The sequence below is a fragment of the Rhodoplanes sp. Z2-YC6860 genome (assembly GCF_001579845.1).
Lineage (GTDB): Bacteria > Pseudomonadota > Alphaproteobacteria > Rhizobiales > Xanthobacteraceae > Z2-YC6860.
The window spans coordinates 5,493,233-5,518,384 of sequence record NZ_CP007440.1 but is presented as its reverse complement, the minus strand read 5'-3'; the positions used below and the strand labels follow the sequence as shown (position 1 = coordinate 5,518,384).

General features: G+C 64.3%; 23 protein-coding genes. 16 read left to right on the top strand and 7 right to left on the bottom strand.

Annotated elements, in window-relative coordinates; translation table 11 throughout:
* Positions 1 to 49 precede the first annotated feature (49 nt).
* Together RHPLAN_RS26020 and RHPLAN_RS26015 are read left to right on the top strand one after the other, a co-directional pair.
* A complete protein-coding gene (locus RHPLAN_RS26020; protein WP_068024137.1) occupies positions 50 to 379 on the top strand; it encodes an ArsR/SmtB family transcription factor in 330 nt (109 codons plus the stop codon).
* Complete coding sequence (locus tag RHPLAN_RS26015) at positions 376 to 816, top strand: SRPBCC family protein (RefSeq protein WP_068024134.1); 441 nt, start codon at positions 376 to 378, stop codon at positions 814 to 816. Before RHPLAN_RS26020 ends, RHPLAN_RS26015 begins: the two co-directional genes overlap by 4 nt.
* 75 nt (positions 817 to 891) lie before the next feature.
* Here RHPLAN_RS26015 and RHPLAN_RS26010 read toward each other — a convergent pair whose 3' ends face one another.
* Both RHPLAN_RS26010 and RHPLAN_RS26005 read right to left on the bottom strand, forming a co-directional pair.
* On the bottom strand, positions 892 to 2,103 hold the full coding sequence (locus RHPLAN_RS26010) for an NADP-dependent isocitrate dehydrogenase (RefSeq protein WP_068024130.1): 1,212 nt from the start codon (positions 2,101 to 2,103) through the stop codon (positions 892 to 894).
* 181 nt (positions 2,104 to 2,284) lie between these two features.
* On the bottom strand, positions 2,285 to 4,507 hold the full coding sequence (locus tag RHPLAN_RS26005; protein WP_068024128.1) for an NADP-dependent isocitrate dehydrogenase: 2,223 nt from the start codon (positions 4,505 to 4,507) through the stop codon (positions 2,285 to 2,287).
* A gap of 322 nt (positions 4,508 to 4,829) precedes the next feature.
* Between RHPLAN_RS26005 and RHPLAN_RS26000 the strand changes: the two genes are divergently transcribed.
* The gene (locus RHPLAN_RS26000) at positions 4,830 to 6,038 is read left to right on the top strand and encodes a TrmJ/YjtD family RNA methyltransferase (protein WP_068024126.1); all 1,209 of its coding nucleotides are present in this window, start codon (positions 4,830 to 4,832) and stop codon (positions 6,036 to 6,038) included.
* Between the two features lie 171 nt (positions 6,039 to 6,209).
* Here the strand turns inward: RHPLAN_RS26000 and RHPLAN_RS25995 are convergent, their stop codons facing one another.
* Positions 6,210 to 6,989 (bottom strand): HpcH/HpaI aldolase family protein, encoded by a 780-nt coding sequence (locus RHPLAN_RS25995; protein WP_068024123.1) that lies wholly within the window; start codon positions 6,987 to 6,989, stop codon positions 6,210 to 6,212.
* Positions 6,990 to 7,011: 22 nt separating this feature from the next.
* Positions 7,012 to 7,335 (bottom strand): DUF1476 domain-containing protein, encoded by a 324-nt coding sequence (locus RHPLAN_RS25990; protein WP_068024120.1) that lies wholly within the window; start codon positions 7,333 to 7,335, stop codon positions 7,012 to 7,014.
* Positions 7,336 to 7,705: 370 nt separating this feature from the next.
* On the opposite strand from RHPLAN_RS25990, the gene purC reads away from it, so the two are divergent.
* From purC to grxD, 9 genes are all read left to right on the top strand, one after another.
* Entirely contained in the window at positions 7,706 to 8,473 is a 768-nt protein-coding gene (gene purC, locus RHPLAN_RS25985; protein ID WP_198164492.1) for a phosphoribosylaminoimidazolesuccinocarboxamide synthase, read from the top strand.
* A 271-nt stretch (positions 8,474 to 8,744) separates the two neighbouring features.
* On the top strand, positions 8,745 to 9,716 hold the full coding sequence (locus RHPLAN_RS25980; RefSeq protein WP_084245555.1) for a Bug family tripartite tricarboxylate transporter substrate binding protein: 972 nt from the start codon (positions 8,745 to 8,747) through the stop codon (positions 9,714 to 9,716).
* 34 nt (positions 9,717 to 9,750) lie between these two features.
* Complete coding sequence (locus RHPLAN_RS25975; protein ID WP_157100489.1) at positions 9,751 to 10,479, top strand: arylmalonate decarboxylase; 729 nt, start codon at positions 9,751 to 9,753, stop codon at positions 10,477 to 10,479.
* A gap of 93 nt (positions 10,480 to 10,572) precedes the next feature.
* On the top strand, positions 10,573 to 10,815 hold the full coding sequence (purS, locus tag RHPLAN_RS25970; protein WP_068024111.1) for a phosphoribosylformylglycinamidine synthase subunit PurS: 243 nt from the start codon (positions 10,573 to 10,575) through the stop codon (positions 10,813 to 10,815).
* A gap of 12 nt (positions 10,816 to 10,827) precedes the next feature.
* Complete coding sequence (gene purQ / locus RHPLAN_RS25965; protein WP_068024108.1) at positions 10,828 to 11,529, top strand: phosphoribosylformylglycinamidine synthase subunit PurQ; 702 nt, start codon at positions 10,828 to 10,830, stop codon at positions 11,527 to 11,529.
* Between the two features lie 44 nt (positions 11,530 to 11,573).
* Entirely contained in the window at positions 11,574 to 12,542 is a 969-nt protein-coding gene (locus RHPLAN_RS25960; RefSeq protein WP_068024105.1) for a hypothetical protein, read from the top strand.
* A gap of 83 nt (positions 12,543 to 12,625) precedes the next feature.
* The gene (gene purL / locus RHPLAN_RS25955; protein WP_068024102.1) at positions 12,626 to 14,836 is read left to right on the top strand and encodes a phosphoribosylformylglycinamidine synthase subunit PurL; all 2,211 of its coding nucleotides are present in this window, start codon (positions 12,626 to 12,628) and stop codon (positions 14,834 to 14,836) included.
* A 287-nt stretch (positions 14,837 to 15,123) separates the two neighbouring features.
* A complete protein-coding gene (locus RHPLAN_RS25950; RefSeq protein ID WP_068031864.1) occupies positions 15,124 to 15,360 on the top strand; it encodes a BolA family protein in 237 nt (78 codons plus the stop codon).
* 48 nt (positions 15,361 to 15,408) lie between these two features.
* Positions 15,409 to 15,747, top strand: a complete 339-nt coding sequence (gene grxD / locus RHPLAN_RS25945; protein ID WP_068031862.1) for a Grx4 family monothiol glutaredoxin — start codon at positions 15,409 to 15,411, stop codon at positions 15,745 to 15,747.
* A 155-nt stretch (positions 15,748 to 15,902) separates the two neighbouring features.
* On the opposite strand, the gene RHPLAN_RS25940 is transcribed toward grxD, so the two are convergent.
* From RHPLAN_RS25940 to RHPLAN_RS25930, 3 genes are all read right to left on the bottom strand, one after another.
* Positions 15,903 to 16,139 carry a hypothetical protein gene (locus RHPLAN_RS25940; protein ID WP_068024100.1) on the bottom strand — a complete coding sequence of 79 codons (237 nt, stop codon included), beginning with the start codon at positions 16,137 to 16,139 and terminating at the stop codon, positions 15,903 to 15,905.
* 91 nt (positions 16,140 to 16,230) lie between these two features.
* Positions 16,231 to 16,509 carry a hypothetical protein gene (locus RHPLAN_RS25935; RefSeq protein WP_068024097.1) on the bottom strand — a complete coding sequence of 93 codons (279 nt, stop codon included), beginning with the start codon at positions 16,507 to 16,509 and terminating at the stop codon, positions 16,231 to 16,233.
* Positions 16,510 to 16,752: 243 nt separating this feature from the next.
* Entirely contained in the window at positions 16,753 to 20,883 is a 4,131-nt protein-coding gene (locus RHPLAN_RS25930; protein ID WP_084245553.1) for an autotransporter outer membrane beta-barrel domain-containing protein, read from the bottom strand.
* A 123-nt stretch (positions 20,884 to 21,006) separates the two neighbouring features.
* Here RHPLAN_RS25930 and RHPLAN_RS25925 point away from each other — a divergent pair, with 123 nt between their 5' ends.
* From RHPLAN_RS25925 to RHPLAN_RS25910, 4 genes are all read left to right on the top strand, one after another.
* Positions 21,007 to 22,146 carry a helix-turn-helix transcriptional regulator gene (locus RHPLAN_RS25925; RefSeq protein ID WP_068031857.1) on the top strand — a complete coding sequence of 380 codons (1,140 nt, stop codon included), beginning with the start codon at positions 21,007 to 21,009 and terminating at the stop codon, positions 22,144 to 22,146.
* A gap of 141 nt (positions 22,147 to 22,287) precedes the next feature.
* Complete coding sequence (locus RHPLAN_RS25920) at positions 22,288 to 23,406, top strand: DegT/DnrJ/EryC1/StrS family aminotransferase (protein ID WP_084245551.1); 1,119 nt, start codon at positions 22,288 to 22,290, stop codon at positions 23,404 to 23,406.
* Positions 23,397 to 24,044: a DapH/DapD/GlmU-related protein gene (locus RHPLAN_RS25915; RefSeq protein WP_068024094.1), complete on the top strand. Its 648-nt coding sequence runs from the start codon at positions 23,397 to 23,399 to the stop codon at positions 24,042 to 24,044. The genes RHPLAN_RS25920 and RHPLAN_RS25915 overlap by 10 nt, the downstream gene beginning before the upstream one ends.
* 4 nt (positions 24,045 to 24,048) lie before the next feature.
* Complete coding sequence (locus RHPLAN_RS25910) at positions 24,049 to 25,134, top strand: glycosyltransferase (RefSeq protein WP_068024090.1); 1,086 nt, start codon at positions 24,049 to 24,051, stop codon at positions 25,132 to 25,134.
* Positions 25,135 to 25,152: the final 18 nt, after the last annotated feature.

The window sequence follows — 25,152 nt, the reverse complement described above, 5'->3', positions numbered from 1 at the left end:
TGGGCCTCGCGCTTTGATTTTTATATAAGTGTGTGCTTATATATAGAGAATGAGCGCTGTCCCGCAGTTGAACGACGTGATGAAAACTCTCGCCGATCCGACTCGAAGGGCGGTGTTCGAGCGCATCGCGCGCGAGCAGGAGATCACCGCCGGTGCGCTGGTCGCAGGCACGCGCGTGTCGCAGCCCGCGGTGTCGCAGCATCTGCGCGCGCTGCGTGAGGCCGGCCTCGTGACCGAGCGGCGCGAAGGCCGCCACGTGCACTATCGCGCGCGACCTCAGGGCCTGAGCCCGCTGGCCGGCTGGCTTGAGACCTACGCCGAATTCTGGACCAAGCGGCTCGACAACCTCGAGCGCCTGCTGAGCGAGTTGGACAAATGACCGCGTCGCGTTCCATCGTCATCGAGCGGCGGCTCGCCTATCCGCCCGACAGGGTGTGGCGCGCGCTCACCGAAGGCGCGCTGATCGCGCAGTGGCTGATGGCGAATGACTTCCGCGCCGAGGTCGGCCACCGCTTCACCTTCAAGGCCAAGCCGATGGGCGATTGGGACGGCACCGTGCAATGCGAGGTGCTGGCCTGCGAGCTGCACCGCCTGTTGCGCTATTCTTGGGTCGGTGGCGTTGCGAGCAACCAGACCTACGGCTCGCGGCTCGACTCCACGGTGACCTTCACGCTGACGCCGGTCGAGGGCGGCACGCATCTCAAAATGGAGCACGCGGGCTTCCGCTCGCCGCAGAACGATGCGGCTTACGACGCGATGGGCTCAGGCTGGGGCCGCATCGCGCAAGGGATCGAGCGCGTGCTGGCCACGCTGTGAGACCGAACGCCAAAAGAAAAAAGGGCGGCCTTTCGACCGCCCTCCCGGCTGGAGTTGTTCGGAGGAACCGGCGACTTAAGCCATCGCCTTCTTGAGATTCGCGTCGATCTTGTCGAGGAAGCCCGTGGTCGAGAGCCAGCGCTGATCCGGGCCGACGAGCAGCGCCAGATCCTTGGTCATGGAGCCGGCCTCGACGGTGTCGACACAGACCTTCTCGAGCGTGGCCGCGAACTTCGCGAGGTCGGGCGTGCCGTCGAGCTTGGCGCGGTGCGCGAGGCCGCGCGTCCAGGCAAAGATCGATGCCATCGAGTTGGTCGATGTTTCGTTTCCCTTCTGGTGCTCGCGATAGTGGCGCGTCACGGTGCCGTGCGCGGCTTCCGCCTCGACCACCTTGCCGTCCGGCGTCATCAGAACAGAGGTCATCAGGCCGAGCGAGCCGAAACCCTGCGCCACGGTGTCGGACTGCACGTCGCCGTCGTAGTTCTTGCAGGCCCAGACGTAGCCGCCCGACCACTTCAGCGCAGAAGCAACCATGTCGTCGATCAGGCGGTGCTGGTAGACGATCTTGCGCTTGTCGAACTCGGCCTTGAACTCCTTGTCGAAGATCTCCTGGAACAGCTCCATGAAGCGGCCGTCGTACTGCTTCAGGATGGTGTTCTTGGTCGACAGGTAGACCGAGTAGTTGCGGCTGAGGCCGTAGTTGAACGAGGCCTTCGCAAAATCGCGGATCGAGTCGTCGAGGTTGTACATCGCCATCGTGACGCCGGAGCCCGGCGCCTTGAACACCTCGCGCTCGATCACCTTGCCGTCGTTGCCGGTGAACTTGATCGTCAGCGTGCCCGGCCCGGGGAACTTGAAATCGGTGGCGCGATACTGATCGCCGAAGGCGTGGCGGCCGATCACGATCGGCTGGGTCCAGCCCGGCACCAGGCGCGGAATGTTCTTGCAGATGATCGGCTCGCGGAAAATCGTGCCGCCCAGGATGTTGCGGATGGTGCCGTTCGGCGACCGCCACATTTCCTTGAGGTTGAACTCCTTCACGCGGCCTTCGTCCGGCGTGATGGTGGCGCACTTCACAGCGACGCCGACCTCTTTGGTCTTGTTGGCGGCATCGATGGTGATCTGGTCGCTGGTCTCGTCGCGCTTCTGGACGCTGAGATCGTAGTAGAGCAGGTCGATGTCGAGATACGGATGGATCAGCTTGTCTTTGATGAACTGCCAGATGATCCGGGTCATCTCGTCGCCGTCCATCTCGACGACCGGATTCTTCACCTTGATCTTTGCCATTGAAGGAGCCCACGTCTATAGAGCCGGCGCGGCGGCTCTATAGCACTGACTTTCGTGCCGTGAAAGCCGCGTCAGTCCTTGGATTCGAGCCGTTCCGGGCGCGCACGAAAAACCCGCTCGATGAGTTCGTCATCGAGCGGGTCATCGGTCTTGGCAGATATCCGCCGCAGCGGGCGCCGCGTCAGATCGCGGCGAGGGCCGCGTTCAGCGTCGTGCTCGGCCGCATCGCGGCCGACGCCTTGGCGTCGTCGGGCAGATAGTAACCACCCATGTCGACCTTCTTGCCTTGCGCGCCGATCAACTCGCCGTTGATCTTCGCCTCGTTCTTGGCGAGCGCCTCGGCCAGCGGCTTGAACTTGGCCTGCAGCTCCGCATCCTTGGTCTGCGCGGCCAGCGCCTGAGCCCAGTACAGGGCGAGGTAGAAATGGCTGCCGCGGTTGTCGATCTCGCCGACCTTGCGGGCGGGATTGCGGTTATTGTCGAGGAACTGGCCGATGGCCGTGTCGAGCGCCTCGGCGAGAACCAGAGCCTTGGGGTTCTTGTAGGTGTGGCCCAAATGCTCGAGCGATGCGCCGAGCGCCAGGAACTCACCGAGCGAATCCCAGCGCAGATAGCCTTCCTGCTGGAACTGCTCGACATGCTTGGGCGCCGAGCCGCCGGCGCCGGTCTCGAACATGCCGCCGCCCGCCAGCAGCGGAACGACCGAGAGCATCTTGGCCGAGGTGCCGAGCTCCATGATCGGGAACAGATCAGTCAGATAATCCCGCAGAATGTTGCCGGTGACCGAGATCGTGTCCTGACCCTTGCGGATCCGCTCGAGCGAGAATTTCATCGCATCGACCGGGGCCAGAATGCGGATGTCGAGCCCCTTGGTGTCCTGATCCTTCAGGTAGGTCTCGACCTTGGCGATGAGCTGCGCGTCGTGCGCGCGGTTCTTGTCGAGCCAGAACACCGCGGGCGTGTTGGTGAGGCGCGCGCGGCGCACACCGAGCTTGACCCAATCCCGCACGGCTGCGTCCTTGAGCTCGCACATGCGGAAAATGTCACCGGCCTCGACCGGACGCTCCAGCAGCACCTTGCCGTCGTCCGTGACGACGCGGACCGTGCCGCTCGCCGGAACCTCGAACGTCTTGTCGTGCGAGCCGTACTCCTCGGCCTTCTGCGCCATCAGGCCGACGTTCGGCACCGAACCCATGGTCTTCGGGTCGAAGGCGCCGTTGGCCTTGCAGTCCTCGATGACCGTCTGGAACAGCCGCGCATAAGCGCGATCGGGAACGACGGCCTTGGTGTCATGCAGCTTGCCATCCGGGCCCCACATGCGACCGGACTCGCGGATCATCGCCGGGATCGAGGCGTCGATGATGAAGTCGCTCGGCACATGCAGGCCGGTGATGCCCTTGTCGGAATTGACCATGGCGAGGCCCGGCCGCTTGGCGTACTCGGCGGCGATGTCGTCCTTGATCGCTTTCTTCTCGGCCTCCGGCAGCGTCTCGATCTTGGTCAGGAGATCGCCGAAGCCGTTGTTGAGGTTGACGCCGAGCTTCTTCAGCGTGGCGGCGTGCTTCTCGATCACGTCGGAGAAGAACACCGATACGACGTGGCCGAACACGATCGGGTCGGCGATCTTCATCATCGTCGCCTTGACGTGCAGCGAGAACAGCACGCCTTGCTTCTTGGCGTCCTCGATCTGCTCGGCGAAGAATTTGCGCAACGCCTTGGCGCTCATCACCGCCGCGTCGATGATCTCGCCGGCATCGAGCGCCGTCTTGGCCTTCAGCACCGTGGTCTTGCCGCCGGCTTCGACCAGCTCGATACGAACGTTGGTCGCTTTGTCGACCGTGGTCGCGATTTCCGAGCCGAAGTAGTCGCCGCCCGACATGTGGGCCACGTGCGATTTGGAGTCCTTGCTCCAGACGCCCATCTTGTGCGGGTTCTTGCGGGCGTAGTTCTTGACCGCGGCGGCCGCGCGGCGGTCGGAATTGCCTTCGCGGAGGATCGGGTTGACGACGCTGCCGAACACCCGGCCGTAGCGGGTTTTGATCTCCTTCTCGGCGTCCGTCGTCGGATTGTCCGGATAGTCGGGAACGGCGTAGCCCTTGCCCTGCAGCTCCTTGATCGCAGCCTTGAGCTGCGGGATCGAGGCCGAGATGTTCGGCAGCTTCATGATGTTGGCTTCGGGCTTCAACGTGAGATTGCCGAGCTCGGTGAGCTCGTCGTTGATGCGTTGCGCCAGCGTGAGCTTCTCGGGGAACACTGCGAGGATGCGGCCGGCGAGCGAGATGTCCTTCAGCGTCACCGACACACCCGCCGCGCCCACGAAGGCTTTGACGATCGGCAGCAGGGAATAGGTCGCGAGAGCCGGGGCTTCGTCGACTTTTGTCCACATGATTTCGGGATTTGGCATGCTAGCACCTCTGGTCGCCGTGCGTGGGTTGGGCCGACCGGAAACTGACCATCGACGGGTGCGGGGAAAGGCTTTTTCCCCCGGGCCCTCAAATGAATTGTTCTCGGCGCGGAGACCGCCAACCGGGGATCCGACTGACGGGAGTTCGGCGGTCGGGTCATAGCGTCAGGGACGCCTTCTGCCAAGCGGGGGGACGGTGAAAGTCGACTTTTGCCGCAGGAATGGGCTAGAGCCGTTTCCGCTCCCTTCGGAGACGGAAGCGCGGCGAACGGCTTCACACTTCGCCGGAAAATGCTCCAGGCGAGGGGGCTGAGAGGATTTGATGGCGGGTGCAGGCACCGACAAGACCAAGCGATGGGTTGTTCAGCCGGGGCCGGTGGTGATTCTGGTCGAGCCGCAGCTTGGCGAGAACATCGGGTCGGCGGCCCGCGCCATGGCGAATTTCGGCCTGTCCAGGCTGCGACTGGTCAAGCCGCGCGAGGAATGGCCGAACCCGCAGGCCAAGAAAATGGCGTCCGGCGCCGACCGGATTCTGGACGACGCCGTGCTCTACGAGAGCGTCGAGGCCGCCATCGCCGATTGCACGCTGGTGCTGGCGACCACGGCGCGGGCCCATGACCAGGCGAAGCCGGTGATCGACGCGGCCGGGGCCGCAAAGACGATGGCCGCGCCGGTGGCAGCCGGCGAGACGGTCGGCATTTTGTTCGGCCGCGAACGTTCGGGGCTCGAGAACGACGAGGTCGCGCTCGCCGATTACATCCTGACGCTGCCGGTCAATCCGGCCTTCGCGTCGCTCAACCTCGCCCAGGCCGTGATCATCGTCGCCTACGAGTGGTTCAAGCACGCGACCGCGGGCGCGCTGCCGTTTGCCATGCCGGACCGCTCGCCGCCGGTGTCGAAGCAGCAGCTCCACGCGTTCTTCACGATGCTCGAACACGAATTGGAAAAGGTCGAGTTCTTCCGCCCGCCGGACAAGCGAGCGACCATGCAGATCAACCTGCGCAACATCTTCACGCGGATGAATCCGACCCAGCAGGACATCCGCACGCTGCATGGCGTGGTGATGTCGCTGGTCGAAGGCCGCAAGGGTCCGGCGCGGGGCGGCTTGTTGAACGGCGACGAGGCGGCGTTGCTGCGAACGCTGCTCGCCGAGCATGGCCAGGGCCGGGTGCCGAACGAGCGCGGCCCGGTGCGCGGCCTGGCGCGGCTCCTTCGCCGCAACCCGACCGAGGCCGAGCGCACGTTCTGGGACGCGCTGATGCGCGACAAGCGCTTCATCGGCCAGGGCTTCAAGCGCCAGGTGCCGGTCGGCCCGCACGTCACCGACATCGTGTCGTTTCCGCTCAAGGCCGTGATGGAGCTGATCCCGGTGGAAGAGACGGACACGGCGGTGACGGCGCGCGCCGAGCGGCGGGCCTGGCTCACGGAGCGGGGTTATCGGGTGATCGACGTTGAGATGGCCGAGGTGGAGCGGGATCTGTCTGCAGTGCTCAGCTCCGTCGCGGCGGAGATCGATACGGTCGCGCGCTAGCCATCGGGGCCGTCTCCTTCGAGGCTCGCGACGTTCGCGCCTCAGGATGACGGGGACGGAACGGAGCTTGGTACAACGACGCTGCAGCGATTGCTCTTCTCACACCGTCATCCTGAGGCGCGAGCGCAGCGAGCCTCGAAGGATACGGCCCGGCTCTTTCAGCCGGCACTCTCAGCCCTTCAACACCTTGATCTGCGCAGCGGTGCCGGCGCGCAGGAAGGTCAAATCGCTGCCGACCGCGAGGAAGCGCATGCCGCGCTTGGCGCAGGCCACCGCGCGCTCGGCGTTGAGGCAGTAGAGCCCTGCGATCTTGCCGGCCTTGCGGCAAGCCGCGATGATCCTGTCGAGCGCGGCTTCGACGGCCGGCGAGTGCGGATCGAGGTCCTTGCCGTCGCTCAGCTCGATCGACAAATCCGACGGGCCCACGAACAGCACATCGATGCCTGGCACCGCCGCGATCGCATCGATGTTTGCCATCGCGGTCCTGGTCTCGATCATCGCGAGCGTGACGGTGTTCTCGTTGGCGTTGTGCAAATACGCCTTTGGGTCGCCGATGCCGGCGAGCGTGAGAGCCCGCATCGGGCCCCAGCTCCGCTCGCCAAGCGGCGTGAATTTCGTGGCTTCGACGAACGCCTTTGCGTCCGCCACCGTGTTGATCATCGGCGCGATGATGCCTTCGGCGCCGAGGTCGAGCGAGCGGCTCGCCGCCGCGAATGCGCCGAGCGGAATGCGCACGACGGGCGCCGCGCCCACCGAGCGGATGGCCATGATCGCGGTCGCCGTGGCTGCGGTGTCCCACAGGCCGTGCTGCTGATCGATCGTGACCGTGTTGAAGCCTTCACGAGCAATCGACTCGGCCACGACCGGCGCGGGCAGGGCGCACCAGCCGGTGTAGACGGTCTCGCCCGCGGCCAGCCTGCGGGCGAGAGAAAAACCTGGAAGCGCAGCCATCGTGAGATCGTCCGTTTGGTGGTTATTTTCCGGCTTTAATGAGGGTGATGGCTTCCGCCATCAGCGTCGTCATCGTGGTGCGGATCTGTTGGTCGGTCTGCTTGACGCCTTTCGCGTCGAAATCCTTGCGGACCTTGCGGAACACGTCCTCGTCGCCAGCCTCTTCGAAGTCGGCCATCACGACCTCCTTGGCATAAGCGTCGGCATCGGCGCCGCTCAAGCCCATTTGCGTCGCCGCCCATGCGCCGAGAAGCTTGTTGCGCCGTGCATTGGCCTTGAAGCGCAGTTCCTCATCATGCGCGAACTGCTTTTCAAAACCTTCTTCGCGTTTATCGAATGTCGTCATGTCGCCCCTCGTAAACGGTTACAGATCGAACGTTCCCAAATCGCGACAGCTTCAGTGAAGTCTCGCTGTCTGCTTCATGGGACTATGTTCTCTATGGCGGAAGTTTGTAGCAAATTATGGTCTCTGTGCGGTTTGCACAACAGTCCCAGTGCGTCAAGGCGATCCACCGCAGTGTCGCAGGCGTCTGTTGCGTGCTCCGGGATGAGGGCTTATGTCGATTGTGCTGTCCCACCCGATCGGATAGGTTTTGGTCGTAAACGGTAAGGCGTTCGATTCTACTGACTCTCGAGCCAGCCGCTTGCCGCCGCGGACCGATCCCAACTGGAGCCACGGCATCTCGATGGATTTTAACAAACCACGGTACACCCCGATGAGCCGCCGTCGCCGCATCTATGAAGGCAAGGCGAAGGTCCTCTATGAGGGCCCGGAACCTGGCACCTTGATCCAGCACTTCAAGGACGACGCGACCGCTTTCAACGCCAAGAAGCATCAGGTGATCGAAGGCAAGGGCGTCCTTAACAACCGCATCTCCGAATATCTGTTTCAGCGTCTTAACGATATCGGCGTGCCGACGCATTTCATCCGCCGGCTCAACATGCGCGAGCAGTTGATTCGCGAGGTCGAGATCATTCCGCTCGAGATCGTGGTGCGAAACGTCGCGGCTGGTTCGCTCGCGACGCGGCTGGGCATCGAGGAAGGCACCCAGTTGCCGCGCTCGATCATCGAGTTCTATTACAAGAACGATCAGCTCAACGATCCGATGGTGTCGGAAGAGCACATCACGGCGTTCGGCTGGGCCACCCCGCAGGAGATCGACGACGTGATGGCGCTTGCCATACGCGTTAACGATTTCATGTGCGGCCTCTTCCTCGGCGTCGGCATCCGTCTCGTCGATTTCAAGATGGAGTGCGGCCGGCTCTGGGAAAACGACCTGATGCGGATCGTGGTCGCCGACGAGCTGTCGCCGGATTCGTGCCGGCTGTGGGACCTCAAGTCCAACGAGAAGCTCGACAAGGACCGCTTCCGCCGCGACATGGGTGGGTTGCTCGAAGCCTATACCGACGTCGCGCGGCGCCTCGGCGTCATGAGCGAGAACGAGCGGCCGCAAGGCACCGGTCCGGTGCTGGTGAAGGGCTGACGCTCTCAGGCCATCGCAATTGAACTGATGGAACGGCCGGGCTTGTCCCGGCCGTTAATGTCTTTAGGCTCTCCCAAAACACGCGCACTCTCGCCCGGTCATCCTGAGGCGCGAGCGTAGCGAGCCTCGAAGGATGCGGCCCCGGAATCCGGGCCGGTCATCCTTCGAGGCTCGTTCGCCATAGCGCGTCGAAGACGCGCGTGAACGCGCTGATGGCTCACTCGCGCCGCAGGATGACGGGGAGAGAGCGTGCGCGACGAGGGAGTGAGACGTGCTTCGCACAAAAATTGGGACCGCGCTGCTTGTTGCCTGCGTCGTGCTGAGCGCGTCTGCGTCGGCTGACGACTATCCCAATCGCCCCATCAAAATCGTCGTGCCGTATGCCGCGGGTGGCGGCACCGACGCGTTGACGCGCTTCGTTGCACACGGGCTCGAGCAGCGGCTCGGCCAGCCGGTGATCGTCGAGAACCGCGCGGGCGCAGGCACCACCATCGGCGCGCTCGCGGTCTCACGCTCGGACCCCGACGGCTACACGCTGATGATGGGCACGAGCTCGACCTTCGCCATCGCGCCGGGCCTCTACAAGAAGCTCGCTTACGATCCGGTGAAGGACTTCACGCCGATCATGCTGGTTGCGACCGTGCCGTTCGTCATGGTGGTCCATCCGTCCCTTGGTGTGAATTCGCTTTTGGAACTCGTGGCGCTCGCGAAGAAGAAGCCCGGCGAGTTGCTGTTCGCCTCGGCCGGCGTCGGCTCGGTGCATCACGTCTATGCCGAGGTTCTGATGCGGATGATGGGCTTTCAAATGAAGCACGTGCCCTATCGCGGCGGGGGACAGGTCCTGAACGACGTGATCGCAGGTCATGTGCCGGTCTATATCGGGGACGCCGGTCCGTTACAGCCGCTCATTCGCAGCGGCAAACTCAAGGCAATCGGTGTGACGACCGGCGAGCGCGTCGCGACCATGCCAGAGGTGCCGACACTGAACGAAGCCGGAGCCAAAGGCTTCGACGCCAACTCGTGGCAGATGTTTGCCGCGCCACCCCATCTTCCGCAGCCGATCCTCGCAAAGCTCAACGCCACGATCGGCGACTTCATGCGCACGCCCGAAGCGCGGCAGCATTTCATGTCGCTCGGCATGGAGCCCAAGACCGGCACGCCGGATCAGGCAAAGGCCTATATCCGTGCCGAGGCCGAACGCTGGACCGCCATCTTGAAAGACATGGGCCTCAGCGTCGAATAGGGATAGATTTAAGCCATCGCAGGGAGTGAAGGCCATGACGAAGCAACTCACCATCGGTCTGGTCGTGCCGTTCTCGACCGACAAGGTGCCGGACGAGGGCCCGATGATGTATCCGGGCGTGAAGTTCATTCCGCGCGCCGTCGGCGTGAAGGCGCTGACGCCGGCGGGCTACGATGCGGCCTTCGACGCAATCCTGCCGGCGGCGAAGAGCCTCGCGAAGGAGGGCGTCGACGCCATCATGGTGATCGGCACGTCGCTCACGTTCTATCGCGGCTATGAGGCGCATCAGCAGCTTCTCGAAAAGCTCCGCAGGGAAACCGGCCTGCCGGTTTCGACCATGACCGAGGCGGTGGTCGACGGACTGAAAAGCGTCGGCGCCAAGCGCATCGCGGTCGCGACCGCCTATTCGGATGTGGTCAACGACCGGCTCGTGGACTTCCTGCGCCGTTCGGGCTTCGAGGTGCTGGCGTTGCGCGGCTTCGGCCTGACGGGATTTGGCGATGCGGGCAACAAGTCCGAGAAGGAGATCATCGAGCTGAGCGGCTCGGCGATCGACGAGGCGGGGAAGCCCGACGCTGTGCTGATCTCCTGCGGCGGGCTCCTGACGCTCGGATGCGCTGAGCCGATCGAGCGGCAGCATGGCGTGCCGGTCGTGACCAGCACGCAATCGGCGTTCTGGAAGGCGATGCGGCTTGCCGGCGACAGCGGCCATGTGGCCGGCCGCGGGCGGATGCTGGGCCAATCCCAGGCCGTGCCGGCCTGACGGACGTTCTGCCCTGGAATTGCCCTAGAAATACCGGGGATCGCGGCGGTCTGCGGTTGCGGGGGGGAGGAATCCGCTTTATTTCAAGCGGATATGAAAGCGCGCGTCACCGTCACATTGAAAACCGGCGTTCTCGATCCCCAAGGCAAGGCGATTGAGGGTGCCCTGAAATCGCTCGGGGTTTCGGGCGTCGCCAGTGTCCGCCAGGGCAAGGTGTTCGACATCGAGGTCGATGGCTCGGACCGGACCGCCGCCGAAGCCGCGCTGAAGGCCGCGGCCGAAAAACTCCTCGCAAATACCGTGATCGAGAATTATCGCGTCGAGGTGCTGGGGTAGCGGAGTGCAACGATGAAATCCGCAGTCCTGGTCTTTCCTGGCATCAACCGCGAGCGCGACATGGCGCGCACCATCCGGCTTGTGTCGGGCACCGAGCCTGCGATGGTCTGGCACGCCGAGCATGAACTGCCTGCAGGCACCGATCTCGTGGTCGTGCCGGGCGGCTTCTCCTACGGCGACTATCTGCGTTGTGGCGCGATCGCGGCGCGGGCGCCGATCATGGACGCGGTGCGGGCGCATGCGGCGCGTGGCGGGCTGGTGCTTGGCGTCTGCAACGGCTTCCAGATTCTCTGCGAGTCCGGGCTGCTGCCCGGCATCCTGATGCGCAACGCGCAGCTGCGCTTCATCTGCAAGGACGTCTACCTCCAGGTCGAGCGCTCCGACACCCCGTTCACCCGTGGCTACAATGCCGGCCAGGTGATCCGCGTGCCGGTGGCCCACGGCGAGGGCAACTACACGGCCGACTCCGAGACACTCGAACGGCTGGAGGGCGAGGGCCGTATCGCGTTCCGCTACACCGGGCCCGACGGCAAGCTCGATCCGCGTTTCAACGTCAACGGCGCCATCAACGCCATTGCCGGCATCCTGAACGACCGGGGCAACGTGCTGGGTCTGATGCCGCATCCGGAAAACCACGTCGAAAGCGCCATCGGCCCGACCGACGGACGCGGCTTGTTTGCCGGCCTGACACAGCATTTTGCGAAGGTGGCCTGAAACGCCTAGTCTTGCCGGGGCGTAGGGGGTATCCGAGTTCGGTCATGGATTTCCGCATCCTTCTTGGTGCAGCGGTTGCGCTCATCGTTGTCGCGTTCGGCGGCTTCTACTTCGCGTTCGGCTCGCGCTCGAACGACACGGCGGTGGTGCAACAGCCGCCGTCGCGCACCACCGCCGCCAATGTGGGCGGTGGCGCACCAGCCGCTGGCGGCGGGACGTCATCTCAACCGGCCGCACAGCCGCCGGCGCAACCGCCAGATGCTTCCCAGCCGACCGCGCCGTCCCAGCCGGCCGCGCCCCAGTCGGCTGCGTCGTCCCAGCCTGCGCCGCAGCCCGCCGCGCCCGTGCCGCCCGGCAAGGCCACGCCCGAAAGCATCGAGGCCGAGATCGCGCGCTCTGATCACGCCGATCTTCAAGTCATTCTCAAAAAGAATTTCGCCGACGACTACAAGCAGCTGATCGCGATGGCGGTGGAGCGGCGCAACGAGGGCGTCTCCGATCAGCAGTTCGGTCAGGAGCTGTTCGGGCGCTTCCAGGAGATCATGCGGAACAAGCTCCGCTACGCCGCCGGCGCCAGCACGCCGATGATCGACCGCCTTGCCGAGAACGAGGTCAGCCTGTTCCACGCGCTCGGCACCGAAGGCGCGCCGTTCTGCCTGAAGGTGCTCGGCAAGGACGAGACGCCGGCCGACGGTCCGCCGCCGGACAGCGTCCGCCGGATGATGCGGCTCGGCACGCTTTATCGGTTCCAGGCGATCGTCGAGGGCCTGCAGAACAGCAAGCCGATCGATCCCCTGACCAATGATGAACTCACCTCCTTCGAGACGAGCCTCAATCGCGACGGCTTGAAGTTCGACGACGTCCGCTCGGGGAGTTTCCTCACCAAGGGCGGCGACGGCCCCGGCAAACCCTGCCTGATGATCGAGAAGCTTTATCAGGCAATCGCCCGGCTGAACGAAGGCACCCGCCGCAAGATCTACGCCGGCATGTTCTTCCTCGGCCGGGACAAGTGACGGCACGCCTCGCCCAATAATAGGCGTGGATGCAGGGACCCCGGCGGGTGTAATTCAGCATCCGCCACGTTACATATCGCCCCGTGAAATCCAACGAGCCCCCCATCACCCCTGAACTCGTCGCCGAGCACGGTCTCAAGCCCGACGAATATCAGCGCATTCTCGACCTGATCGGCCGCACGCCGAGCTTCACCGAGCTCGGCATCTTCTCGGCGATGTGGAATGAGCATTGCTCGTACAAGTCGTCGAAGGTGCATCTGCGCGGTCTGCCGACCAAGGCGCCCTGGGTGATCCAGGGGCCGGGCGAGAACGCCGGCGTGATCGACATCGGCGACGGGCTCGCGGTGGTTTTCAAGATGGAGAGCCACAACCACCCAAGCTACATCGAGCCCTATCAGGGCGCGGCGACGGGGGTCGGCGGCATCCTGCGCGACGTCTTCACCATGGGCGCGCGGCCGATCGCCTGCCTGAATGCGCTGTCGTTCGGCGATCCCAAGCACCCCAAGACTCGTCATCTGGTGTCCGGTGTGGTGGCGGGCGTCGGCGGCTACGGCAATTCGTTCGGCGTGCCCACGGTCGGCGGCCAGGTGCGCTTCCACACCAGGTACGACGGCAACAACCTCGTCAACGCCATGGCGGTTGGCCTCGCCGAGGCCGACAAGATCTTCTACGCGGCGGCCTCCGGCGTCGGCATGCCGATCGTCTATCTCGGCTCCAAGACCGGCCGCGACGGCATCCATGGCGCCAGCATGGCGTCGGCCGAGTTCGACCAGAATTCCGAGGAGAAGCGCCCGACCGTGCAGGTCGGCGATCCGTTCTCCGAGAAGCTGCTGCTCGAAGCCTGCCTCGAGATCATGGAGAAGGGCTGCGTCATCGCCATCCAGGACATGGGCGCCGCGGGGCTGACCTGTTCGGCCGTGGAGATGGGCGCCAAGGGCGATCTCGGCGTTGACCTCGAGCTCGACAGCGTGCCGTGCCGCGAGACCGGCATGAGCGCCTACGAGATGATGCTGTCGGAGAGCCAGGAGCGCATGCTCATGGTGCTCAAGCCCGACAAGGAGAAAGAGGCCGAGGCGATCTTCAAGAAGTGGGGCCTCGACTTCGCCATCGTGGGCTACACGACGCCGAGCAAGCGCTTCATCGTCAAGCACCGCGGCGACGTGATGGCCGATCTGCCGATCAAGGAACTCGGCGACGAGGCGCCCCTCTACAATCGGCCGTTCAAGGAGACGCCGAAGCGTGCTCCGCTGAAGGCCGCGAGCGTCAAGCCGCCGATGTCGATCGTGGATGCGCTGGAGAAGCTGATCGGCTCGCCGGAGCTCTGCTCCAAGCGCTGGGTCTGGGAGCAGTACGACCACGTCATCGGCGGCAACACCGTGCAGCGGCCGGGCGGCGACGCCGCCGTGGTGCGCGTGCTCGACGGGCCGAAGGCCCTGGCGCTCACCGTCGACGTGACGCCGCGCTATTGCGAGGCCGATCCGTTCGAGGGCGGCAAGCAGGCGGTGGCGGAAGCCTGGCGCAACATCACCGCGGTCGGCGGCAAGCCGCTCGCCATCACCGACAACCTCAATTTCGGCAATCCCGAGAAGCCCGAGATCATGGGCCAGTTCGTCGGCTGCGTGCGCGGCATCGCCGAGGCGTGCAAGGCGCTCGACTTCCCGGTCGTGTCCGGCAACGTCTCGCTCTACAACGAGACGCAGGGGCGCGGCATCCTGCCGACGCCGAGCATCGGCGGCGTCGGCGTGCTGCCGGACTTCACCAAATCGTCGACACTGGCGTTCAAGGCGGGCGGCGAGGCGATCCTGGCGATCGGCGAGACCCAGGGCTGGCTCGGCCAGTCGGTCTATCTGCGCGACGTCTGCGGCCGCGAAGAGGGCGCGCCGCCACCGGTCGATCTCGTCGAGGAGCGCGAGAATGGCGACGTGGTGCGCGCGTTGATCTCCGACGGCCAGGTGACGGCCTCCCACGACGTTTCCGACGGCGGGCTTCTGGTCGCGATCACCGAAATGGCGATGGCCTCAGGGATCGGGGCGCGGCTCCTGGCACAGCCTTCGGACACCGAGGCGCACGCCTATTGGTTCGGCGAGGATCAGGCGCGCTATCTGGTGACGGTGCCGATCGATCGCGCCGACGCGGTGATCCAGCGGATCAAGGCGGCGGGCGTGCCGGTGAGCCGCATCGGCACCACGGGCGGGGACGCCATTTCGATCCCCGGCGAGCGGCCCATAGCGGTCGCTTCGCTGAATGAGCGCTTCGAGGGCTGGCTGCCGGCCTATATGGCCGGCGCGAATTGACGCTCCGGTAACGCGCGGTCGGCCTGGTTAAGGCAATTCGGAAAAGGCCACCATCAGGGCAACGCTCAGGGCCGAGGCGATGAGCAGGGCGGTGTCGAGCATGGTCACAGTCCTGTGTTGGCGGGCCTCGAAAAAGGCCCGTCCTGCGCAATGCCATGCAGATAGGATGCCAATACGGCACAGCGGGGGATTTTTGGAATATTCGCAAGCCCTGCTGGCCTGAATTTGGCATAATCTTCGGGTGAATCAGGCGCGGGAAGGTGGCGCGCCGTCAGGACCCTCATTTCATGCCAATGAACGCAGGCGACATCGAAAAATTGATTAAGGCGGGCATTCCGGACGCCGAGGTGACGATTCGGGACCTCGCCGGGGATGGCGATCACTATGCCGCAACCGTGCTCGCCGAATCATTCCGCGGCAAGTCACGCGTGCAGCAGCACAAGCTTGTATACGACGCTCTGAAGGGCCAGATGGGTGGTGCGCTGCATGCGCTCGCCTTGCAGACCGGCCTGCCGGAGAGGTAGTTTTCGGGTCAGCAGAGCGCACGGCAGGTGCGCGAAAAGGAAAAGCCAATGGCCATCGAGCAATTCATCGACAACGAAGTCAAAAGCAACGACGTTGTGCTGTTCATGAAGGGCACGCCGCAGTTCCCGATGTGCGGTTTCTCGGGACAGGTCGTGCAGATTCTCGACTATCTCGGCGTGAGCTACAAAGGCCTCAACGTTCTGGAGAACGAAGAGCTCCGCAACGGCATCAAGGTCTTCTCGAACTGGCCGACCATCCCGCAGCTCTATGTGAAGGGCGAGTTCGTCGGCGGCTGCGACATCATCCGCGAGATGTTCCAGGCGGGCGAGTTGCAATCGCTGATGAAGGAAAAGGGCCTGCAGGTGAAGGACACCGCGCCGGCCTGATCGGGCGGCAATCTATCCCCGTCACCCTGAGGCGCTCGCCCGCAGGGCGAGCCTCGAAGGGCGACGGCCCGGGATTTCGGGGCCGCATCCTTCGAGGCTCGCTCGCTTCGCTCGCTCGCACCTCAGGATGACGGCGCGAGAGCGCGGCGAGCCTTTCAGCGCAGCCGCTGCATCACCAGATAGATGATCGCGACGATCACGGCGAAGCCGACCAGGCTCGGCGTCGGCACAGCGCCTGCGAAATTCACGACATTGTCGGCCACCGATTTGACGAACACGCCGGAGCTGTCGCCGAGGATCAGGTAGATCAGGATCACCGACAGGATCGTCAGGAATCCCAGTTCGACGAACAGCCACAAAAACCGCCGGGTTCTTTCGAGCAGCTCCATCATCGTCCCGCGTCCCCCCAATGTTTTGGGGTGGGGAGCTTGCGCTCCCCACCGGGCTCGCTTCAGGTCATGACGGTCGCGGAGTGTCCGCGCGTCACGCCATCTGACGATGGGAAAACAGGTACAGGATGAAGCCCAGCGCGATCAGGCCGACGAGCCCGTTCGCTCCAAGCTCCTTCACGAACGTCATGATGTTGCCGGAGACGTTGCCAAAGAACGGAATGTTCTGGCCGCCCACCAGCAGCGCGCACACGATTCCCAACGCAAGCAACATCAGGCCTACGTCCGTCAACGCACCGATCCATGTTTTGAGCGTTTGAATAGCGGTCATCAGCGTTTCCCCTTTTGCGATCGCAATCGCGTTGGACGCCACGCCACAATTCGCAGGGGTGAGGGCTACTAAAAACAGGCAATTGCTTCAAGGACAGGCACAATATTGGCCTGTGTCAGAGACTTGTGCCTGCGTTTTGCGCGCGTGCTGCGGTGCATCACGAGCACAAGTGATTCGTTTTCAGCGATTCAACGATGTCGAGCCGGTCGCTGGGACCGTCGCACCTTCTCTTGTTGGGGCATGATCTTTTCCGAAAGCCGCTTCACACTTTTCGGGATCATGCCCTCAGAACTTCTGCACGAAGTTCGCTTTGACGCCGTGATCGTCGGCGCTGCTTGCAATCTGGCCGGTGTAGGCGATGCCGAGTGTGGCGTTGCGCCAGGCCTGGCCTTCGAGACCGAACTCCACCGCTGCAGCATCACGTGCGATCGGTACGCCGGCGACGACGAATGGCGTGCCGCCTGACGCGAAGCTCAACTGCGCGGTCGGCACACTGGTGCCGAGGTTGTGCCGCCAGCCGATCGAGCCCTTGGCGACGAGGCCTGCGAAATCGCGCCAGGGCAGGGGCGCCGCAGCGCGGAGCCCGATCGTCGAATAGGTCGTGTCCGTGGTGCCGCCTGCGCCCGCGAGTGCCGCCGCGCCGCCGCCCTCGACGAAGTTGTCGGTGTGAAGGTTGACGTAGGCGATGCCTGCGAACGGTTCGATCGCGAACTGCCGCCACTGCATGCCGTAGCCCACTTCGCCGAACACCTGCGCGGTGTTGGCGTTGTAGCGGCCCTTCGTCGTGTCGGTGAAGCCTGGCACCACGATGCTGCGGTTGGTGCTCACATCGTGCCAGCCGTAGGACGCGCCGGCGCGAAGTCCCAGCGCACCGATCTGCCGGCCGCCATAGGCCGCGAGGTAATACGTCTCGATGCCGCCCGACGAACTGCGGTCGCTGACATCGACCGAGGTGTGCTGGAAGCCGACCGCCAAGCCCGCACGCCACACGTCGCCGATGCTGCCGCGCGTGGTGACGTCCATGCCGGTGATGAAGCCGCCGGTGGTGCGATGGAGTGCTGCCGCATTGCCGTCGCCGTCGGTGCGGCCGAAGTTGCCGAAAGCCTGGCCCCAGGCGGTGTAGATCGGCCCGCGCGTCACCGGCGCAGCCTTCAGCGGCAACGCGCGGTCCATGGTGTCCCGCACGCGCTTGCGCTTGCCCGACGCATAGGACATGGCGTCGCCCTCGAACATCAGCCCGGCGACGTCCGTACCGGCATCGCTATCGTCCTCGCCGAAGTTCAGCGTGGCCAACTGCGGCGCGAAGATCGAGGCGGTGCCGCCGATCCCCTGCCGCAAACGGCCGGTGACGGCATCGCGGATGAAGCGGCTGTCCTCAAGGATGGTGCCGCTGACACTGGCGTGGATATCGCCCGACAGGAGATCGAAGGCGCGCCGCGCGTTCGGTGCATCGAGCGCCAAGACGGTGTCGAAAATTCTGTTGCCCGTGCCAAGGGACTGCGCGCCGCCCGCCGCGGCCTGCTGGTTGGGCGTCTGCGCGATCCGGTCGAACGACACGGTGTTGCGGAGGACATCGAAGAAGATGCTGTTGGCGTCCGAGCCGAGCATGAAGTCGACGAAGGGCAGGTTGTCGGTCAGCGTCGTGTATTGTCCCGTGACGCCGCCGGTCGCGGTCAGGATCGTGTAGCGCTGGTTGAGGGTGTAGAGGCCCGGCGTGCCGACCACCGCGACCGTCGTGCCCGACTGGATCGTCGCCGCGCCATTCACCGCGATGAGGTCGCTCTGGCCGGCGTTGTTGATCTCGACCGTGTAGCGCGACCCGGACGCCTGGATGTAGGGCCCGACGATGTGGATCGTGTCGATCGAATTGCCTGGCGCGATGTTGCCGTTGATGGTCGTGGCGCCGGTCGTGCCGTTGCCGCCCAGCGTCGCGCCGGCGTTGACCGTCACCGCACTGCCGGAAAGATTGCTGTTCACCAGCAGCGTGCCGGCGGCGACCGTGGTGGTGCCGGCATAGGCCGAGGTGGTGCCGGTCAGGCTGAGTGAGCCCGAGCCCTGTTTGACGAAGGCGCCGCTGCCCGTGAGCGTGCCCGCAAAGGTGCGGTTGTTGGTCCCGCCTGCCGTGAAGGTTCCAGTGCCGGCCGCGACCGTGCCGGGGCCGGAAAGATCGCTGACCGTCTGATTGAAGCCGTTAAGATCGAACGTTCCCGTCGAGAACAAGAACAAGCTGCCGGTCGCTGCCAGCCGGTCGCTGCCACCGAGCCGCAGCGTGCCTTGCTGCACTGACGTTCCGCCGGTGTAAGTGGCAACGCCGTTGAGCGTCATGACGCCGGTGCCGCTCTTGTTGAGCGAACCGGTGCCGGAAATGACCTTGTTGAAGCTGAAATTGTTGGAGCGATTGAAGGTGATCGCAGAATTGTTGAGCACGTCGCCCGCGATCGAGCCGGTGGTGCCGCCGTTGCCGATCTGCAGCGTGCCGGCCGAGATCGTCGTCAGTCCCGAATAGGTGTTGGTGCCGGTCAAGATCAACGTGGAGGAACCGCGTTGCTCGACCGTGCCGTTGCCGGAAATCACACCTCCGTAGGTCGGAAGGACTGATCCGACGTTGAAGATCAAGGCGCCGTTGTTGCTGATGTTGCCGGAGACGAGGCCGTTGCTGCCGCCGGCGTTGCCGCCATTGCCGAGCTGCGCTGTGGCTCCGGCGGAGATCGTCGTCGTCCCGGTATAGGTATTGTTGCCGGTCAGGATCGTGGTGCCGGCGAGGAAATTCACCGCGCCAGGACCGTTGCCCGAGATGCTGGCCGCGAAGATGTAGTTGCTGGACGTGTGGTTGAAATTGATGGTGCTGGTCGCGCCGTCCACGAACACGACCGCGTCGGCATTGAGCGTGCCGGCTCCCGCAGCGGGACTTGCCGCCGCCGCGCCGATGTTGAGGGTGGCCTGGCTGCCAGAAAGGCTGCCAAGTTTGACGAAGCGTCCGGTCGAGTTCACGTTGACGGTGCCGCCGTCGGCAATGGTCAACGTGCCCTTGCTGGTGCTCGAGCCCAGCGCGATGGAGAGACCCTGGGCCTGGCCGACGATGGCATTGGGAGTATCCGCGATCGTCCAGGTCGAGCCGGCGCCCGTGACGGTCACGTTGCCGGTCGCGCCGGTGCCGCCGCCGAGGATGGTGAAGCCGGTGTTGAGTGCGCCGCCGTTGCTGACCGTCACATTGCCGGTCGAGTTCGTGGCGTAACCAACATGCACATTGTAAGGCGTCGTCATCGTCGAGTTCGCGCCGGTGACCGTGACGTTGCCGGTCGAGCCACTCGCCACCCCGATGCGAACATCCGAGGAACTGCCGTCGGTCCCGGTCGCGTTGTTGTTGATCCTCAAGGTGCCGCCGGCGGAGACGGTGAGAGAGCTCGTGCTGTTCGCCTTGCCGATGCCGAGCGTGCCCGTAGGGCCGCCGACGCCCTGGCTGCCGTCGATCAGCCATTGCGAACCGCTGCCGGTCACGGTGGCGTTGCCACCGATCGACACCACTGGGATGACGCCGAGCGAGCGGTTCGAGGTGACGTGGGCGCCGTCGGAGATCGTCAGCGAGCCGGCGCCGCTCGTCCCGAGATTCACGTTGCTGGTGGTCCAGGTCGTGCCACTGCCGGAGATGTTGGCGGTGCCGCTGCCGCTTGCATTGGTCGAACCGATGGACGTGGTCCCGGATGTTGCGGTCGAGCCGTTGTTGAGATTGAACGTGCCCGTGCCGCGTTCGCCGATCGTGAACGATCCGGTGTTCGTGAACGTCGAGCCCGAAACGGTCAATGTTCCGTTGGAGGTGCCGGTGAAATAACCGATCACCGTTGTGGTGCTCGCGAGGCTTGCACCATTCTGCACCGTCACCTGACCGATCGCGTTGGCGTCCATCCCGATGTAGGTGCCAGAAGCGGTCAACTTTGACCCCGTGCCGGACACCGTGATCGTGCCGGACCCGCCCGGATCGACGGCCACATAGGCGCTGCCTGTGTTGACGGTGCCGCCGGAAGAGATATTGACCGTGCCGGTGCCAAAATCGCCGACGGTCAGCGTCGAGCCGATCGTCAGGCCACCGCCGGTGACATTCAGCGTGCCGGTCTGGCCCGCGGCCGAGCCGAGCGTGACGTTACGCGCTTGTGCTCCCGTCGCCGTGATGTCGGCCGGGTTTGGTGTTGCGCCGTTGTTGATGGTGACGTCGGTGCCCGATCCGGGGACCGCGGCCGGATTCCAGTTGCCTGGCGTGAACCAGTTGGCTGACGTGCCACCGAGCCAGTCGGCAGCGCTGGCCGGCGTGCAGCCCAGAACTGCCGCCGAAGTCAGCAATAAATTGTACAGCCGATTGCGTGAGCCGGGCTTGCCCGACCCCCGTCTTCCCCCGATGTCGCCCGTCACCCCAGCACCCATTCCCACTTGCAATGGGGGGAGCGTGCCAAATCCGCAGGGTGGCCATGCTATTCAATTGAGTAGGGTGCCGCATTTAATGCTATGCCATGACCCGGGTTTCCACAGTTTGGGCGAGCTGTGACCGTGAATGAAATTGAAGAGCGCTTTTTGGATGCGCTCTATCGAGGCGTGACCGACAGCGAAGAGCTCGATCGCGCCCTTCAACTCCTCCAGGACATATTTGGCTGCCGGGGCGCCGTTCTGGTGTCGGTGGACTCGCAGGATCCGACCGCGACCTTCAACGCCACCTCGGGATGGCTGAAGGAGAACCTGCAGCTCTATCTGGAAAAATACGCGGATATCGACCCGGCTCCGGCGGCTATTGCACGCCTGCCGATTGGCTCGGCCAGCACCACCAATCGCATGTTCACGGAAGAGGAGCGTCGGAACGGCCGCTTCTACAATGAATTCTTTCTGGCCAACGGCATGGTGGAGACTCTCGCCGGCAACCTTTATTCCGACCAGGGCCATCTGGCGATCGTCGGCGTGATGCGGAATGCGGAGCGCGACGCGTTCGACGACGATGACATCGCGCACATGGAACGGCTGATGCTGCACATCACGCGCGCCGTGCAGTTGCGCCGCGCGTTCTTCAAGGTCGATGCCAGGAGTCTCGGTCTGCAGGCCACCGTGGACCGGCTGCGCGCCGGTATCGTGCTGCTCGGCGACAAAGGCGCGGCGCTGTTCGTCAACACCGCCATGCAGGCGATCGCGCAGCGCGGCGACGGCTTCATGTTGGACCGCAGCGGCCGGCCGCTGCCCGCCAACATCGAGGCGCGGCGGCGCATCGATGCGCTGCTTGCCGATGTCGCAGGCGGCGGCACCGGAGGCATCGTCGCGATGCAACGCACGAGCGGCGCGCGGGACTACGTGGTGCTGGTCGCGCCTGCGCCGCCGTCGTCGGCGCAGTCGGATTGGGAGCGTAGCGAGCCGAGCGGCGGGGCGATTGTGCTGGTCCATGATCCCGAAGCGCAGCCAGCAGTGATGGCGGACGTGCTGGAGCAGGGACTCCGCCTGCCCAGGGGCGCGGCGCGGCTCGTTGCGGCGCTCGCCGCGGACGACGATCTCAAAAGCTACGCGGAGCGCGAAGGCGTCACGATCCACACCGCGCGCTTCCATTTGCGCACCGCGCTCGCACGCACCGGTGCGCGCACGCAGGCCGAGCTGGTGCGGCTTGCAGTACGCCTCCTTCGCGATTTCGCGCTGGCCGAGCCGAAAGCTTAGGTTCACCGCGCTTGGTCTCGATCATTCGAACGATGGCGCGGCTTCGCTTGCCTGTTATTCCGGACATGCCCGCCATGACAGCCGAGGACCGCTTCGCTAGTATCGAGCGAGATCAGGTTCAACCGAGGCACGAAACACGCGATGGGGTCGCGCGACCATTCACTGCGCATCCCGCGCGAAAGTCCCGGACTCTTGTTTGCGCGGCATCGTGCGGAGATCGATGCCGCGATCGCCCGGGTATTCGACCGTGGCCGCTTCATTCTGGGCGAGGAGGTCGCGGCATTCGAAGCCGAGTTTGCGAGTTATCTTGGCGTGCGCCACGTCGTTGGCGTGGCGTCTGGCACGCAAGCGCTCGGATTCGCGCTCAGAGCAGCCGGAATCGAGCCGGGCGATGAAGTCATCACCGTGTCGATGACGTTTGCAGCGACGGCCATCGCGATTGCGGAAATTGGCGCAAGACCTGTCTTTGTCGATGTCGATGCCAAGACGCGCTGCATGGATCCCGCAGCGCTCGAGGCCGCGATCGGTCCGGCGACTGCTGCGATCCTGCCCGTGCACCTGCACGGGATACCGGCACCGATGGATGCGATCGTCGCCATCGCGCAACGTCACGGCCTCGCGCTTGTCGAGGACTGCGCGCAATCGCATGGCGCGGAGATCGCCGGCCGGCGCACCGGCAGTTTCGGCGATGCGGCGGCCTTCAGCTTCTATCCGACCAAGATTCTGGGCTGTGCGGGGGATGGTGGCGCGGTCGCGACCAACGATGCGGCCATCGCGGAACGGCTCAGACGTCTGCGTCATTATGGGTTCGATCAAGCTGGGCAGGCGATAGAGCTTGGCAGCAATGGCCGGCTCGACGAGATCCAGGCCGCGATCCTGCGCGTATTGCTGCCGAAGATCGATCAACAGATTTTGCGCCGACGGAAGCTCGCCGCTGAATACCAGCACCATCTCGGAGAGATGCCGGTCGGGTTACCTCCTGCCCATGACGGCGCTGTCTACCATCAATATGCCATTGCCGTGGAGCAACGCGATTCCGTGCGTGCTAGACTGCTGAACACGCATGGAGTCGATACCGGCATCCACTATCCGGTTGGCGTCCATGAACATCCGCTTTTTGCTCGCCGCGAGGTCGCATTGCCTGTTACGGAACGTTTGGTGCGCCAACTTCTGAGCCTGCCGATTTCGCCGGAAGTTGCCGAAGGTCATATCGGGGACATCTCAAGCGCGCTTTCCGAAAGTATTGGTGCATGCCGATAGTCATTTATGCGATCGGCTCTCCGATCGTGGCCGATGTGGAGGAGACCTGCCGTCGGCTGCGCGCCGATATCGTTGGTTGGGTACGCAACGTCCCCGGCGAAAGCTTCGCGCCGGACGGCGTCCAGATTTCGGACGCCGACCGCCTGCCCGCCGATCTTCTGCAGCACGACTTCCTCGTTCCGTTGTTCACCTCGCGTTACCGCATCTCCGCCGTCGGCGAAGCGCGCCAGCGCGGCTTCGTGCGCCCTGCGACGTTGATCGATCCGACCGCCGTCGTTGCCTCGACTGCCGCGATCGGGCCTGGGACTTACGTCAACTCGATGGTCAACATCGGTGCCGCCTGCCGCATCGGCGCGTTCTGCTTCGTCAATCGCGGCGCAACGATTGGCCATCATTCCGAGCTCGACGAGTTTGCTTCCGTGGGACCCGCCGCGACCATTGCCGGCATGGTGCGGGTGGGGAAGGGTGCGATGATCGGCGCGGGCGCGGTGGTGCTGCCGCGCGTCACCATCGGCGCGAATGCCGTCGTGGCCGCTGGTGCGGTCGTGACCAAGCCGGTCGCGCCCGACACCACCGTGGCCGGCAACCCGGCGCGGCTCTTTCAAGGGCCATCGACCGGCGAAATGCACACTGGCTGAAGCGATGACCCCTCGCGTTTCCGTCGTCATCAAGTCATACAACCACGCGCCGTTCGTCGCGCAAACGATCCAAAGCGTCCTCGATCAATCCTTTCAGGATTTCGAAATCGTCCTCACCGACGACGCGTCGACCGACGGCACGCCGGATGTGGTTCGCGGCTTTACGGACAAGCGCATCCGTCTTGAAGTGTCTCCGAGCAACCAGGGCGTATCGAAGGCGATGAACGCCACGCTCGCACGCGCGCGCGGCGAGCTGATCGCAATCCTCAACTCGGACGACTACGCTCTGCCTGGCAGGCTGGAAAAGCAGGTTGCCTTCCTCGACGGGCATCCGGACGCGGGTGCGGTGTTCACCATGCCGCAGATCGTGGACGAGGCTGGCGCAGCCACCGATGATTTCAGCGACTTTCATGCCGCGCTCAAGCTGCCGGATTTCTCGCGCCGCTCATGGCTCCGGCAATTCTTCTTCAAGGGTAACATTCTCTGTGGGCCCACAGCGATGATTCGCCGGTCCTGTTATTCGGCGTGCGGTGAATACGATCCGCGCCTGACCAATCTGCAGGACTTCGATATGTGGATCAGGCTCGCCGTATCGGCGCCGATTCACGTCATGAGCGAAGAACTCACGGCGTTTCGCATCAGGCGCGACCATCAAAATGCCAGCGCGCCGCGCCCCGACACGGAGCTGCGCACCGCTTTTGAAACTGCGCAAATCCTCAAGCGGTTTCGCTCCATACCCATTGAGGTGTTGAACGAAGCCTTCGCGCAGGACCTTGTCGAAAGGAAAATCGAACGCAATTCCGTATCCGATATCTGGCTCGCCGAACTCGCTCTGACGATACCGTATGCCGCGCACAGGCTGTTTGCACTCGAAACGCTGTTTGAAACGGCCCATTCGGACGAGGCCATACGCAGATTGCGAAACCACCTTGGGAGCGTCGACGTTTTCGGCGTTCACGAGATGCGAAGACGCGATCTTCGAATCCGTGAGCTCGACAATCTCACCGATTCGCTCAACGAGGCCCTTCGTCGCTCTCGGCGCTGGACCGCTCCGCTTCGAGCTCTGAAAAAAGCGCTGAGACGCCGATAGGTCCCATTATCGCCGACC